This is a genomic window from Candidatus Burkholderia verschuerenii (genome assembly GCF_001189365.1).
Taxonomy (GTDB): domain Bacteria; phylum Pseudomonadota; class Gammaproteobacteria; order Burkholderiales; family Burkholderiaceae; genus Caballeronia; species Caballeronia verschuerenii.
Genome location: NZ_LFJJ01000052.1, coordinates 1 through 12,829, shown reverse-complemented (window position 1 = coordinate 12,829; position 12,829 = coordinate 1). Strand labels below are relative to the sequence as shown.

Annotated in this window: 10 protein-coding genes and 4 pseudogenes; 8 read left to right on the top strand and 6 right to left on the bottom strand. The window is 63.4% G+C overall.

The genetic code is table 11. The annotated features are described in order from the left end of the window. Positions 1-74 precede the first annotated feature (74 nt). Positions 75-1,811 (top strand): annotated as a pseudogene (locus tag BVER_RS11895) (FAD-dependent monooxygenase). A gap of 52 nt (positions 1,812-1,863) precedes the next feature. On the opposite strand, the gene BVER_RS11890 reads toward BVER_RS11895, so the two are convergent. From BVER_RS11890 to BVER_RS11875, 4 genes and pseudogenes are all read right to left on the bottom strand, one after another. Beyond that, entirely contained in the window at positions 1,864-2,109 is a 246-nt protein-coding gene (locus BVER_RS11890) for a formate dehydrogenase subunit delta (protein WP_050453473.1), read from the bottom strand. 3 nt (positions 2,110-2,112) lie between these two features. Next, positions 2,113-4,925 (bottom strand): annotated as a pseudogene (gene fdhF, locus BVER_RS11885) (formate dehydrogenase subunit alpha). 16 nt (positions 4,926-4,941) lie between these two features. Next, positions 4,942-6,500 (bottom strand): annotated as a pseudogene (locus BVER_RS11880) (formate dehydrogenase beta subunit). Then, the gene (locus BVER_RS11875; protein ID WP_050453472.1) at positions 6,497-6,991 is read right to left on the bottom strand and encodes an NAD(P)H-dependent oxidoreductase subunit E; all 495 of its coding nucleotides are present in this window, start codon (positions 6,989-6,991) and stop codon (positions 6,497-6,499) included. Before BVER_RS11875 ends, BVER_RS11880 begins: the two are co-directional and overlap by 4 nt. A gap of 166 nt (positions 6,992-7,157) precedes the next feature. Between BVER_RS11875 and BVER_RS11870 the strand changes: the two genes are divergently transcribed. The 3 genes and pseudogenes from BVER_RS11870 to BVER_RS36250 all read left to right on the top strand — a co-directional run bounded on the left by BVER_RS11870 (position 7,158) and on the right by BVER_RS36250 (position 10,103). Then, positions 7,158-8,228 carry a substrate-binding domain-containing protein gene (locus BVER_RS11870; protein WP_050453471.1) on the top strand — a complete coding sequence of 357 codons (1,071 nt, stop codon included), beginning with the start codon at positions 7,158-7,160 and terminating at the stop codon, positions 8,226-8,228. A gap of 139 nt (positions 8,229-8,367) precedes the next feature. Next, positions 8,368-8,643, top strand: a complete 276-nt coding sequence (locus tag BVER_RS11865) for a hypothetical protein (RefSeq protein WP_050453470.1) — start codon at positions 8,368-8,370, stop codon at positions 8,641-8,643. Between the two features lie 384 nt (positions 8,644-9,027). After that, a pseudogene (locus BVER_RS36250) lies at positions 9,028-10,103 on the top strand (glycosyltransferase family 4 protein). 54 nt (positions 10,104-10,157) lie between these two features. Here the strand turns inward: BVER_RS36250 and BVER_RS33725 are convergent. Further along, positions 10,158-10,475 (bottom strand): hypothetical protein, encoded by a 318-nt coding sequence (locus tag BVER_RS33725; RefSeq protein ID WP_232316505.1) that lies wholly within the window; start codon positions 10,473-10,475, stop codon positions 10,158-10,160. A 3-nt stretch (positions 10,476-10,478) separates the two neighbouring features. After that, positions 10,479-10,724 carry a hypothetical protein gene (locus tag BVER_RS33720; RefSeq protein WP_232316506.1) on the bottom strand — a complete coding sequence of 82 codons (246 nt, stop codon included), beginning with the start codon at positions 10,722-10,724 and terminating at the stop codon, positions 10,479-10,481. A gap of 233 nt (positions 10,725-10,957) precedes the next feature. Here BVER_RS33720 and BVER_RS35205 point away from each other — a divergent pair, with 233 nt between their 5' ends. The 4 genes from BVER_RS35205 (at position 10,958) to BVER_RS33705 (ending at position 12,537) form a co-directional block, all read left to right on the top strand. After that, entirely contained in the window at positions 10,958-11,092 is a 135-nt protein-coding gene (locus tag BVER_RS35205; RefSeq protein ID WP_269750758.1) for a hypothetical protein, read from the top strand. A gap of 60 nt (positions 11,093-11,152) precedes the next feature. Then, positions 11,153-11,383, top strand: coding sequence for a hypothetical protein (locus BVER_RS33715; RefSeq protein ID WP_232316504.1), 231 nt, complete (start codon positions 11,153-11,155; stop codon positions 11,381-11,383). A 63-nt stretch (positions 11,384-11,446) separates the two neighbouring features. After that, positions 11,447-11,719: a hypothetical protein gene (locus BVER_RS33710; protein ID WP_232316503.1), complete on the top strand. Its 273-nt coding sequence runs from the start codon at positions 11,447-11,449 to the stop codon at positions 11,717-11,719. Then, complete coding sequence (locus BVER_RS33705; protein ID WP_232316502.1) at positions 11,701-12,537, top strand: hypothetical protein; 837 nt, start codon at positions 11,701-11,703, stop codon at positions 12,535-12,537. The genes BVER_RS33710 and BVER_RS33705 overlap by 19 nt, the downstream gene beginning before the upstream one ends. Positions 12,538-12,829 lie beyond the last annotated feature (292 nt).

Below are 12,829 nucleotides of genomic sequence, written 5' to 3'. Positions count from 1 at the left end.
TACCTTGCGGCACTGCACATTGAGCCGGAAAACAGGGGCGTACACTACCAACCGTGACGTTTAGGGAGGACTGCATGTTCGCGCCAAAGCCGAACTCGAACGCGGCGCAAGTGAAACTCGACGTGGCGCCCGTTCTGATCGTCGGTGCCGGTCCGACCGGGCTCGCCGCCGCGATGAGTCTGTCGCGCGCTCACATTCCGGTCCGGCTCGTCGATCGCGCGCGCGAGCCGTCCCCTTATTCGCGCGCCATCGGCATTCAGGTACGCACGCTCGAACTGTTCGAGCAGCATCGCATCGTGCAGCCGTTTCTCGAACTCGGGCATCGCGCGCGCGTCGCCAATCTCTATTCCAACGGTCAGCGTCTCGCGCGGCTCGATTTCGATCCCTTGCAGACGCGTTATCCGTATCTGCTGTTTCTCGATTAGTCGCAGACGGAACGCCTGCTCGCCGAGCATCTCGCCGAATACGGCGTGTCGATCGAGCGCGGCGTCGAACTGGTCGATCTCACGCAAGGTTCCGCGGGCGTGCAGGCGACGCTGCGTCATGCGAACGGACGCGACGAAACGCTGCGGCCGTCGTATGTGATCGGCGCGGACGGCGCGCATAGTTTCGTGCGGCATCGGCTGGAAATCGGCTTCGACGGCAAGACTTTCGAGCAAACGTTTCTCCTCGCCGATCTGCAAGCCGATTCCGACTGGCCCGACGACGAATTCCACATTTTCGCGTCCGGCGAAGGCCTGGCCGCGCTGTTCCCGATGGGCGGCGGCCGCGCGCGATTGATCGCCGATTTGCCGCCGAACGCGGCGCAAGCGGCCAACGGAAGCGGCCCGACGATCGACGAATGCCGCGCGCTGATGTCGCGGCGCGTGCATCATCGCGTGGCGCTGTCGGATCTGTCGTGGTCGTCGTACTTTCATCTGAACGCGCGGATGGTGAATCGTCTGCGCACGCAGCGCGTGTTTCTCGCCGGCGATGCCGCGCATGTGCACAGTCCGGCCGGCGCGCAGGGCATGAACACCGGCATTCAGGAAGAGCTCAATCTCGGCTGGAAAATCGCGCGCATGCTCGCGAGCGCGGCGCCCGACTGGCTGCTCGACACGTATCACGCGGAGCGGCATCCGATCGAACGCGACGTGTTGCGTCAATCGAGCATGCTCACGCAGATGGCCGGCGCGGAACACGGCCCGATGAAGCTGATGCGCGATCACGTGATGCCCGCGCTCGCCGCCATCGGCCCGCTGCGCGACGCGATGCGCCGCACCGTCAGCGAACTGTCGATCAACTATCGCAAGAGTCCGCTGACGCTGGAACGTCTGCTCGACGGCGGTCCGCGCGCGGGCGAACGTGCGCCGGATGCGCGCGTGCATGTGATCGATGGTCCGCTCGGGCGTCTGCCCGGATCGGGCTGTCTCTACGATCTGCACGATCCCGGCTGCTTCTCGCTGTTTCTGCTCGTGAATCCGACCGGCGAGGACGATATCGCGCTTGCGCCCGCGACGATCACCGTGGCGCACGCGATGCGCGATCCCGATCTCGACGGGCTGGCCAAATCCGTCGAAGAGTTGTTGCCCGGCGCGGTGCGCGTGTGGCGCATCACCGATACGCGCGGCGAGGGCGCGAATTCGCTCACCGACAACTACGGACGCACGCGGCCCGCGTTCTATCTCGTGCGGCCGGATGGTTATATCGCCGCGCGCGGACGTGCGCCGTCGGATGTGCACGCGTTGCTGCGTCACTGCGAGAGGTGGTTCGGCGCGCAGGAAACCAACGTCGACAGCGGCCACGCGGAAAGCGGCTATCACGAAGACTGATGAAAAAAGCCCTGCGTTTGCAGGGCTTTTTTGCAGGGCTTTCGTGGTCGAATCAGACGGTGGCCGTTTTCGGCATCAGACTCTCGCGATGCTTGTGCAAGGCTTCGCGCAAGATCGGCTCCATCGTCGCGCTCGCTTCGGGATTCTCGGCGGCGGTGAGAATCGCGAGCCGCATGCGCGGCTCCCAGAAGCGGCGGATATGATCCGCCACGCCATCGATGGCTTCTTCGCGATCCGGCATCGAATCGAAGAATTCGCCGATGCGGTTCGCCATCTCGATCAGGTTATCGACATCCATGTTTTATTTTCCCGAGGTGGTCGTGGCGACATCGCGCATGTTCAACAATTCGAGCTGCTGCGTGTTGAAGCGCGAATAATCCTTCTGCCATTGCGACGGCTGTTCCACCGGCAACACCTGCACGGCCGTCACCTTGTACTCGGGGCAATTGGTCGCCCAATCGGATGAATCCGTCGTGATGACGTTCGCGCCCGATTCCGGGAAGTAGAACGTCGTATAAACCACGCCCGGCTGCATGCGCTCCGAAATCTTCGCGCGCAGCACCGTCTGCCCCGCACGCGATTCGATGCCGACCCAGTCGTCGTGCCTGATGCCGCGATCTTCCGCATCGACGGGATGGATCTCCAGACGGTCTTCATCGTGCCATTGCGAGTTCTCCGTGCGACGCGTCTGCGCGCCGACGTTGTACTGCGACAGGATGCGGCCCGTGGTGAGCAGCAACGGATACTTACGCGTGACCTTCTCCGGCGTCGCCACGAACTTGGTGATGACGAAGCGCCCATTGCCGCGCACGAATTCGTCGATGTGCATCGTCGGCGTGCCGTCGGGCGCTTTCTCGTTGCACGGCCACTGGATGCTGCCGAGTTCGTCGAGCCGTTCGTACGATACGCCGTGGAACGTCGGCGTGAGACGCGCGATCTCGTCCATGATTTCGGACGGATGCGTGTAGTTCATCTCGTAGCCGAGCGCGCGCGAGAGCTTGATCGTCACTTCCCAGTCGGAATAGCCCGCGAGCGGCGGCATCACCTTGCGCACGCGCGAAATGCGGCGTTCCGCGTTGGTGAAGGTGCCGTCCTTTTCGAGGAAGGTCGAACCCGGTAACAGCACATGCGCGTACTTCGCCGTTTCGTTCAGGAAGATGTCCTGCACGACGATGCATTCCATCGCGGAGAGCGCGTCCGCTACGTGCTGCGTGTTCGGGTCCGACTGAACGATGTCCTCGCCCTGGCAATACAGGCCCATGAAGGTGCCGTGCGTCGCGGCATCAAACATGTTCGGAATGCGCAGGCCCGGCTCGTTTTGCAGCTTGACGTCCCATGCTTCTTCGAAGAGCGCGCGCGTCGCGGCATCGCTGATATGGCGATAGCCCGGCAACTCGTGCGGGAACGAACCCATGTCGCACGAGCCCTGCACGTTGTTCTGTCCGCGTAGCGGATTCACGCCGACGCCTTCGCGGCCGATATTGCCCGTCGCCATCGCCAGATTCGCGATGCCCATGACGGTCGTCGAACCTTGCGCGTGTTCCGTCACGCCGAGGCCGTAGTAGATCGCGCCGTTGCCGCCGTTCGCGTAGACGCGCGCGGCTTCGCGGACCTTGTGTGCGGGCACGCCGGTGGTGGCTTCCATCGTTTCGGGCGAATTTTCTTCGCGCGAGACGAACTCGCGCCATTGCTCGAAGGCACGCGCTTCGCAGCGTTCGGCGATGAATTCTTCCTTCAGCAAGCCTTCCGTGACGATCACATGCGCGAGCGAATTGACCATCGCGACATTCGTGCCGGGTCGCAATTGCAGGTGATATTGTGCCTTCACATGCGGTGTATCGACGATATCGATGCAGCGCGGATCGATCACGATCAGCTTCGCGCCTTCGCGCCTTCGCGCACGCGACGCTTCAGACGCGAGCCGAAGACCGGGTGGCCATCGGTCGGATTCGCGCCGATCACGATGATCACATCCGACTGCTCGACCGATGCGAAGGTCTGCGTCCCCGCCGATTCGCCGAGCGTCGTCTTGAGCCCGTAACCGGTTGGCGAATGACAAACACGCGCACACGTATCGACGTTGTTATTGCCGAACGCCGCGCGCACGAGCTTCTGCACGAGATAGGTTTCTTCGTTCGTGCAGCGCGACGACGTGATGCCGCCGATCGAGTCGCGCCCGTACTTGTCCTGAATGCGGCGGAACTCGCTCGCCGCATAGTTGAGCGCTTCGTCCCACGATACTTCGCGCCACGGATCGGTGATCTTCGCGCGAATCATCGGCTTCGTGATGCGGTCCTTGTGCGTCGCGTAACCCCACGCGAAGCGGCCTTTCACGCACGCGTGGCCTTCGTTCGCCTGGCCGTTCTTGTTCGGCGTCATGCGCACGACGGTGTTGCCCTTTATCTCGGCTTTCAGCGAGCAACCGACGCCGCAGTACGCGCAGGTCGTGATCGACGAATGCTCGGCCTGACCGAGGATGATGACGGTCTTTTCCTGCAACGTCGCGGTCGGGCACGCGGCGACGCACGCGCCGCACGATACGCATTCCGACTCCATGAACGGCACGTTTTCGCTGGCCGCCACGCGCGATTCGAAGCCGCGTCCCGCGATGGTCAGCGCGAACGTGCCTTGCGTTTCCTCGCACACGCGCACGCATCGATTGCAGACAATGCACTTCGACGGATCGTAAGTGAAGTACGGATTCGACTCGTCCTTCTTGTCCTTCAGATGGTTCTCGCCTTCGTAGCCGTAACGCACTTCGCGCAAGCCGACGACGCCCGCCATGTCCTGCAACTCGCAATCGCCGTTGGCGGGGCAGGTGAGGCAATCGAGCGGGTGATCGGAGATATACAACTCCATCACGTTTCGACGCAGCGATTGCAGCTTGTCGCTTTGCGTGCGCACTTTCATGCCCGCTTCGATCGATGCGCGCATCACGGACGTGCCGGCGGGAACGGTCACTGATTGGCCGTCGATTTCCAGCGTCACGTCGATATCCGCGTGACGCAGCGGCGTGCCGTAGTCGGTGTCGTCGAACGGATCGCGGCGCTGCACGGAGGCCGCGCTCTTGCACGCGCAATTGCCCGAGCCGCAGCCGTTGATGGTGTTGGACATGTTCGTCTCCTTTTCTTTACGCCGCCTTCTTCGCGGGCGTGCGTGGCAAACCGAAGTCTTCCGGGAAGTGATCGAGCGCGGACATCACCGGGAACGGCGTCATGCCGCCCATCGCGCAGAGCGAGCCGGACACCATCGTGTCGCATAGTTCGCGCAGCAAGGTGATCTGCTTTACCGATGTATCGCCGTCGCGAATCTTCGCGATGACTTCCTCGCCGCGCGTCGAGCCGATGCGGCAGGGCGTGCACTTGCCGCACGATTCGAGCGCGCAGAAGTGCATCGCGTATTGCGCGAGTTCGGCGAGATTCGATGTGTCGTCGTGAATCACGAGACCGCCGTGCCCGACGACCGCGCCGACCTTCGCGTATTCCTCGTAATCGAGCGGAATATCCCACTGGCTTTCCGGCAGATACGTGCCGAGTGGGTCGCCCACTTGCACGGCGCGCGCCGGACGTCCGCTCGCGGTGCCGCCGCCGTATTCGTAGATGAGTTCGCGCAAGGTCACGCCGAACGCGAGTTCGACGAGTCCGCCTTGCTTCACGTTGCCCGCGATCTGGAAGGGCAGCGTGCCACGCGAACGTCCCATGCCGAAGTCGCGATAGAACGCCGCGCCTTTCGCGAAGATGATCGGCACGGTTGCGAGCGTGATGACGTTGTTGATGACCGTCGGTTTGCCGTACAGGCCGACGAGCGCGGGCACCGGCGGCTTTGCGCGCACGATGCCGCGTTTGCCTTCGAGCGATTCGAGCAGCGCCGTTTCCTCGCCGCACACATACGCGCCCGCGCCCTTGGCAACATACAACTCGAACGCATGCGACGAACCGAGCACGCTCGCGCCGAGCCAGCCTGCATCGCGGGCTTTGTCGATCGCGCGATTCAATGTGGCGATGGCGTGCGGATACGCGCTGCGCACATAGATGTAACCCAACGTCGCGCCGACCGTCACGCCCGCGATGATCATGCCTTCGATCAGCATGTACGGATCGCTTTCCATCACCAGCCGATCCGAGAACGTGCCGGAATCGCCTTCGTCCGCATTGCAGACGATGTACTTCTGATCCGCGAGCGCCGCGCGTACCGTCTTCCATTTGATGCCGGCAGGGAAGGCCGCGCCGCCGCGTCCGCGCAGGCCCGAATCGATGAGGTCCTGAACGACGGTATCGCCGTTCATGCCGAGCACGTTGCGCAGGCCTTCGAGGCCGCCTAGCGCCGTGTAGTCGTCGATCGACAGCGGATCGGTGATGCCGATGCGCGCGAACGTCAGACGCTGCTGCTGCTTCAGATACGGAATCTCGTCGACGATGCCGACGTTTTTCGCGTGCGCCTGGCCTTCGTGGAAACCTGCATCGAAGAGCGCGGCGACATCGTCGACTTCGACGTTCGAATAGCCGATGCGGCCATCGGCCGTTTCCCCACTTCGACGAGCGGTTCGAGATAGAACAGGCCGCGCGAGCCGTTGCGCACGATCTGCACGTCGAGGCCGCGCTTCTGCGCTTCGTCGGCGATCGCAATCGCGACCGCTTCCGCGTCCAGCGCGAGCGCGGCGGAATCGATGGGTACGTAGATGCGCGTCATGCCGTCACCTCCGCTTTCTCGACCTTCGCGCAAGCGGCTGCATAAAGGCGCTCGAATTTCGCGGGCGTGACCTTCGCATGCAATTCGCCGTTGATCATCATCGCCGGCGACAGCGCGCATTGGCCGAGGCAGAACACGGATTCGAGTTCCGTACCTTCCGCGTGACCGTTATCGAAGCGGCAACCCGTGTGCGCTTCGACATGATCTTTCAGCGCCTCCGTGCCCATGCTGCGGCACGCTTCCGCGCGACACAACTGCACGGTGACGCGCGCGGGCGGCGCGGATCGAAAGTGATGGTAGTAGGTGATCACGCCGTGCACTTCGGCGCGCGACAGCGACAACGCACGCGCCAACGGCGCGATCGCCGTTTCCGGCACGTAGCCGACTTCGTCCTGTACGGCGTGAAGAATCGTCATCAAGGTCGTGCCTTGCACGGCATGACGACGCACCAGCTCTTCGGATGCAGCGGCAGACAGCTGCGGATGTGTCATGGGGCTCCTCCAACGCTCGGCATATGTTTTATCGATGCATATTTAAGTCTATATAATGAAAGGCGCCGAGCCTGCAAAAGAACCCTGCAAAAGAACCCTGCAAAAGAACCCTGCAAAAGAACAATAGGCACCGTGATATATCCTGGAATAGGATAGGAGACTACATATGATCGATGTCGAATGCCGCGCGGAACTGGTCCTGAAGGACGCCGACGGCCGGGAAACCAGTCTCAGCGCGGTTGTGCCGCTTTTGCAGCTCGTTTCACAGACGGGCAGCATCGCGAATGCCGCGAGCGCTAAGGGTTTGTCCTATCGGCACGCGTGGGGTTTGTTGCGCGAAATCGAGCTCCGGCTGGGCGGCGCGCTCATCACGAAATCGCGCGGACGCGGGTCGGTGTTGTCGGAATTGGGCGAAACCGTGCTGCGCGCCGAGCGCATGAGCAGCGAGCGGCTGGAGACGCCGTTGCAGGCCGTCGCGAACGATGTTTCCGTCGAACTGAACCGCCGCCTTGCGGGCACGGTGTCGCAGGTGCGGATTCATGCATCGCACGGCTACGCGGTCGCCACGCTGGTGCGCGCGCTCGGCGACCAACGCGTGCCGGTCGATATCAAATACCGCGAGAGCGCGGAGGCCGTGAGCGCACTCGCGCGCGGCGAATGCGAGCTGGCGGGTTTTCACTTGCCGATCGGGCCGTTTCGATCGACCTGCGCGGAAATCTACCGTCCGCATCTCGATCCGGACAAGCATCAGCTGATACATCTAACGCGGCGCACGCAGGGCTTGTTTCTGCCGAAGGGCAATCCCAAGCGCATCGCGGGATTGCGCGATCTCGCGCGCAGCGACGTGCGCTTCGTCAACCGGCAGCCGGGTTCGGGCACGCGCATGCTGCTCGATCTGTCGCTGCGCAGCGTCGGTGTCGATCCGGAGCAGATCAACGGTTACGCGACCACCGAGCTGACGCATTCGGCCATCGCGGCGTTCGTCGCGAGCGGCATGGCGGATCTCGGCTTCGGCGTGCAGCCGGCGGCGCAGCATTTCGCGCTCGATTTCATTCCCATTGTCGACGAGGATTACTTCTTCGCCTGCGAGCGCGCACGGCTCGACGAAGCGCGGCTCGCCTCCGTGTTGCGCATTCTGCGCAGCGACGCCTTCAGCGACAGCGTCGCGCATCTGGGCGGCTACGATCCGGAAAGTTGCGGCGCGGTCGTCGGCGTGGAAGAAGGGCTGGACGGCTGATCGATTCGCGGCGGGAAACGAACCGTAAAGGACGCGCGAACGTCAAAATCTGTCAGGCCATGCAATATGAGTTAACCTAGTGACTTGCCTTCGCGTTCCACTTCGTCTCAGACGCGGCTTTGCCGCGCGAAATACCGCCATGAAATTCACGCTGCTTGCTTCCGCCACCGCCGCGCTCGTCGCCGGCGCTATCTATATGGTTCCCGTCGCGTTCGCGCAGAATTCGCCGGGCATGCCGGGAGGCGTGCTTCAGGACCAGTTCCGCTTCAACGAGCATCCGCAGATGCAGTTCGCCGCGTCCGCGCCGAACGACAAGTTTCAGAACGGCACCTCGCAGATGCGCCGCCGGGCCGATAACGGCGATCCGAACGGCTGCAATCTGAAGTGCCCGAATCTCAACTCGAATTCGAACTGATTCCGGTCTTTTTCGTCATTCCGGCGGCGTGTCTCCCGCGCCGCCGAACGTCTTCTTTCTCCGCAGCTTTCCCCGCTTTTTTTGCGCCTGATGCAACGCGCACATGTATGCCTCGCCGCATAAAGCATCAGACGAAATCCCCAGCGACCGATAAACACTACGCCTTGGCGGGCGACTCGTATGAATTCAAGGGTAACTTAACCCCACGTGCCGCCGCGTTGTTTCGGCGAGCACGTTTTTACCAATAAAACACAAAAAACAGGAAGTGTGTCGCTTGCGCGCGATGTGAGGGTCGTCGCGCGAAAGGCAAAGTCGGGGACCACGTTAGTTAGCATGGTGTGGCCTCCGGACGCACTTCGGATCAGTCGCGAGGGACTGCACAAAATGCGAATTCTCCAGGTCATTCTGGCGCCACGATTATCAGGGGCGGAGGTACTGGCAAAAGGCGTTGCTATCGGACACCAGCATGGGGGCCACGACGTCTGTATTGCGTCGTTAATGCCCGAGCATGACGACTACAAGCACATCAGCGCCGAATTGCGCGCGCACGGCGTGGAATGCACGTTCCCGAACAAGAGCCTCGGCAAGCTCGGGCGTCTGCTGTTCCTGCATCGCGCGATCCGCTCGTTCAAGCCGGACATCATCTTCGCGCACGCCACGATTCCGGCGATCTACGTGCGTCTGTTGCCGACGCGCGTGCCCATCGTCTGGGTGATGCATTCGGGCGCGAACGACTTCGCCAATCGCGCGCTGCTGCGTGCCGAGCGCCTGCTGTCGAGCCGCGCGAAGGCGGTGATCGGCGTGTCGCAGAAGCAGATCGACAACTATGTGCAGGAGATCGGCACGCATCCGTCGATGATCGTCGTGCCGAACGGTGTCGACGTGTCGCGTTTTCCGATGAAACGCTGTCCGCCGTGCCGGTCGCGTGCAAGCAGATCGTGCAGGTCGGGCGTTATATCCCCGAGAAAAACCAGTTGCAGACGGTCGATGCGTTCGCGCGGGTGGCGAGCGCCGAGCCGGATGCGCGGCTGCTGCTGTGCGGCGTGATCGAGAACCTCGAGTATCACAAGGCCGTCGTCGATCGCGTGGCGGAGCTGGGGCTGACGGATCGCGTGTCGATTCAGGGGCCGCAGACGAACGTCGCGCAGATTCTGCGCGCATCGACCGTGTATGCGATGCCGTCGAGTTTCGAGGCGCATAGCGTTGGCTTTCTGGAGGCGCTGGCGTCGGGCATTCCGGTGGTCGCGAACGCGATTCCGTCGTTCGCCTTCGCCGATAACTTCCCGAGCGTGCAACTGCTCGATACCGCCGATATCGACGCCTACGGCCGCGCGCTGCTCGCCGCGCTGACGCAGCCGCGCACGACGCGTCCGCTCAACGGCTTCACGCTGCAGACGACGGCGGATCGCTATCTGGCGATCGCGCGCGACGTGCTGAATCTGCGAGTCGGGTTGGGCTGAACATCGGCCGATGCCAAATCCGCGCGCGCCGCTTTTCTCAAGCGGCGCGCGTTTTCATTTCGGCGCGCTTTTCGGCCAATACGCGTGCGACTTGAGCCACAGCGATTCCGAGAATAATCCCGGCAGATCGCCCCAGATCTGCACCGGCCCGAGCGCGAACGACTGCGCATCGAAGTCGTATCCCGTCAGACTCGGCGCGCCGCCCGTGAAATAGAACTCCTGAAGCGACGCGTTGGCGCGCTTGAACAGGATTAGCGATGCGCCGTTGTCGGGCTCGGTGTGGCGGATGACCGCCGGAATCGAATCGGCGAAGGACACGTCGGACAGGCTCGCGGATTCGTGCGCCGGGCCGAACGCCTTGCCGCCTTTCATGGTTCAGACGCGCGTGCCCGTCGCATCGCCGAGCGGGGCGAGCACGACCAGATCGTCGACGCCGTCGCCGTCGATATCGCCCGCCGCGACTTTCGCATCGGCAGCTTCGAACTCCTTGTACGTATTCGTGCGATAACTCGCCGTGAAAGCGCTGCCCGTGCTCGCGAACTGCGAAAGCGCCAGCGTGCCGTCGACGTCTTCGGTCGCGAGCAGCCCCGTGTGCGCCGAGCCCTGCACGCGCGCCGGCATGAAGCGCGCGCTCGCCGCGAGCGAGGGCGCCTCGAGCCAGAGCGCGGGCGCATTGCCGGTCGCGCCGTTCGATATCACGACATACAGATCGAGCCCGGCGTCCGCACGCTTCTGCGCGATCATCACGTCGGCGCGGCCGTCGCCGTTGAAATCGGCCCGCGACGTATTGCTGCGCGATATCAGGCGTCCAGCGCGCGCTCGTCTGCGCCCACAATCGCGGCGGCTCGAAGTGCGTGCCCGCGCTCTTCAGCAGCCAGAACGCGGTGCCGCCGTTGCGCGGCGTGATCGCCATCAGATCGGCGCAGCCGCCGCCGTCGAAATCGCCGAGCAGGAAGCGGGCGCTGTCGAAGCATATTGCGTTGCCCTGACAGGTCGGCGCGGTCGCTTGCGGATCGAACGGGACGGGGTTGAGATACCACGGCGACGCATTGTCGAAGCGCGACATTTCCGCGACCCAGACGTTGAAGCCCGGCCCGTCCTTGCGACGCTGGATATTCACGACGCTGTCGCGGCCCGCGCCCTTGACGTCGCCGTACAGCGCGCCTTCGTTGCGCGTGTCGGTCCAGACCGTCTGCGTCGATGGCGACCAGCGATACTTCGCCGTCGACGACGAACATCGACCGGCGACCAGCGCGCCGTCCTGCTCGCCCAGACAGTGATCGGCGGGCGTATAGACGAAGCCGAAGTCCCACGGCGTCCAGCGTTGCGTCGGCGTGGTCGGATTGCAGGCTTCCTCGACCAGCGACGAGTCGTGTTCGGCGATGCAATTGCGCGTCGCCGCGTTCACCAGCAGCGCGTCGTGCTTTTCGCCCGGATTCGCCGGAAGCTGCTGCCAGTACCAGTTCTGCTGCGCCGCGCCCGTACAGGCGGCGAGCGCCGGCGCCTTGTCCGCGCCCATCGACGCGACGCAGCGGCTTGAATATTCGTTGACGAGCTGGAAGGGCCGAAGCTGGAACTTCGCGCCCGCGTCATTGGCGTGCGCCATGCTGAAATAACGCCGCGCGATCCAGTTGCCATCCCACATGTATTCGCCGAAGACGTGTCCGGCGTCATTGCCGTCGATGGCGAAGTAGCTGCCGACCACATCGCGCTTTTTGAGCGTCTGCTCGGCGTCGAGATTCTTCGCCAGCCCGCCGGTCGGATAGGTGATGTGATAGCCGATCGGGATATTCCGATGCAGGCTCTGCGCGACTGCGCGCGTGATGCGCGCCGCCAGAATGTGATCCGGATGCTCCATGAAGGCGACCGTGTCCGGATTGAGCGTGTAGATCTCGGTGGCTTGCGCGAGGATCGCGCGCAGGCTGGCGCTCAGCGACGCGCGATCGTAGCTCGTCGCGCCGGTGCCGTCGGAGCGCATCGGGTAGGTCGAGACGGTCTGTCCGCGATCCCAAAGCAGGCCGAGCGGCACCTTGCCGCCGCGCACGCCGCCGCCTGGCAGACGCATCTCCAGCAGCTTCACGCGCGGTTGTCCCGCGAGCACCAACTGATGCACCGGCTTGCCAGCGAAGGTGACGGTGGATTCGTTCCATTTGTCCGGCACGCCCGCCATGCGCGCATAGGCGAGCTTGGTGCCGGTTTCGCGCAGCACGACGTAGTCGAACCTCGCGCCGTTCGCGCTGCCGATCAGATGGACCGTCGTCACGCACCAGCCGGCATCGAGTTTGTCGCTGATGCCGGGATTCACGAACAGGAGATCGTCATCGAGATGCGCGACGACGGTGATCAGCGTGCCGGCGTGACAGTCCGGTTGAGACGTGGTGGCGCGTGCCTGAATCGGCAGCAACGCGGCGAGGAAGGTCCACGCCAGCAGTGATTGAATTGCCTGCAGCCATCGCTTGGAAACGCCTTTACACATACTCTCCCCGAAGGCGCGGTCCGTGCGCCAGCCCGATAGCATAAAGCAGGAGATTGACGCGACGTTAATTGCGCGTCCGGTGGCCACCCGGATGTGGGTTTTGTCCGATCATCGCGGACGATTGGCATAGGGGCGGCCAGCAAGCTGGCCGGTCCCCTGCCACACCACCCGGCGTGCGGGTCCGCACCGGGCGGTTCGGGAAGTTGAGGTTATGTGAGGCGAGGCATGCCAAGACGATCGAAGTAGGCAA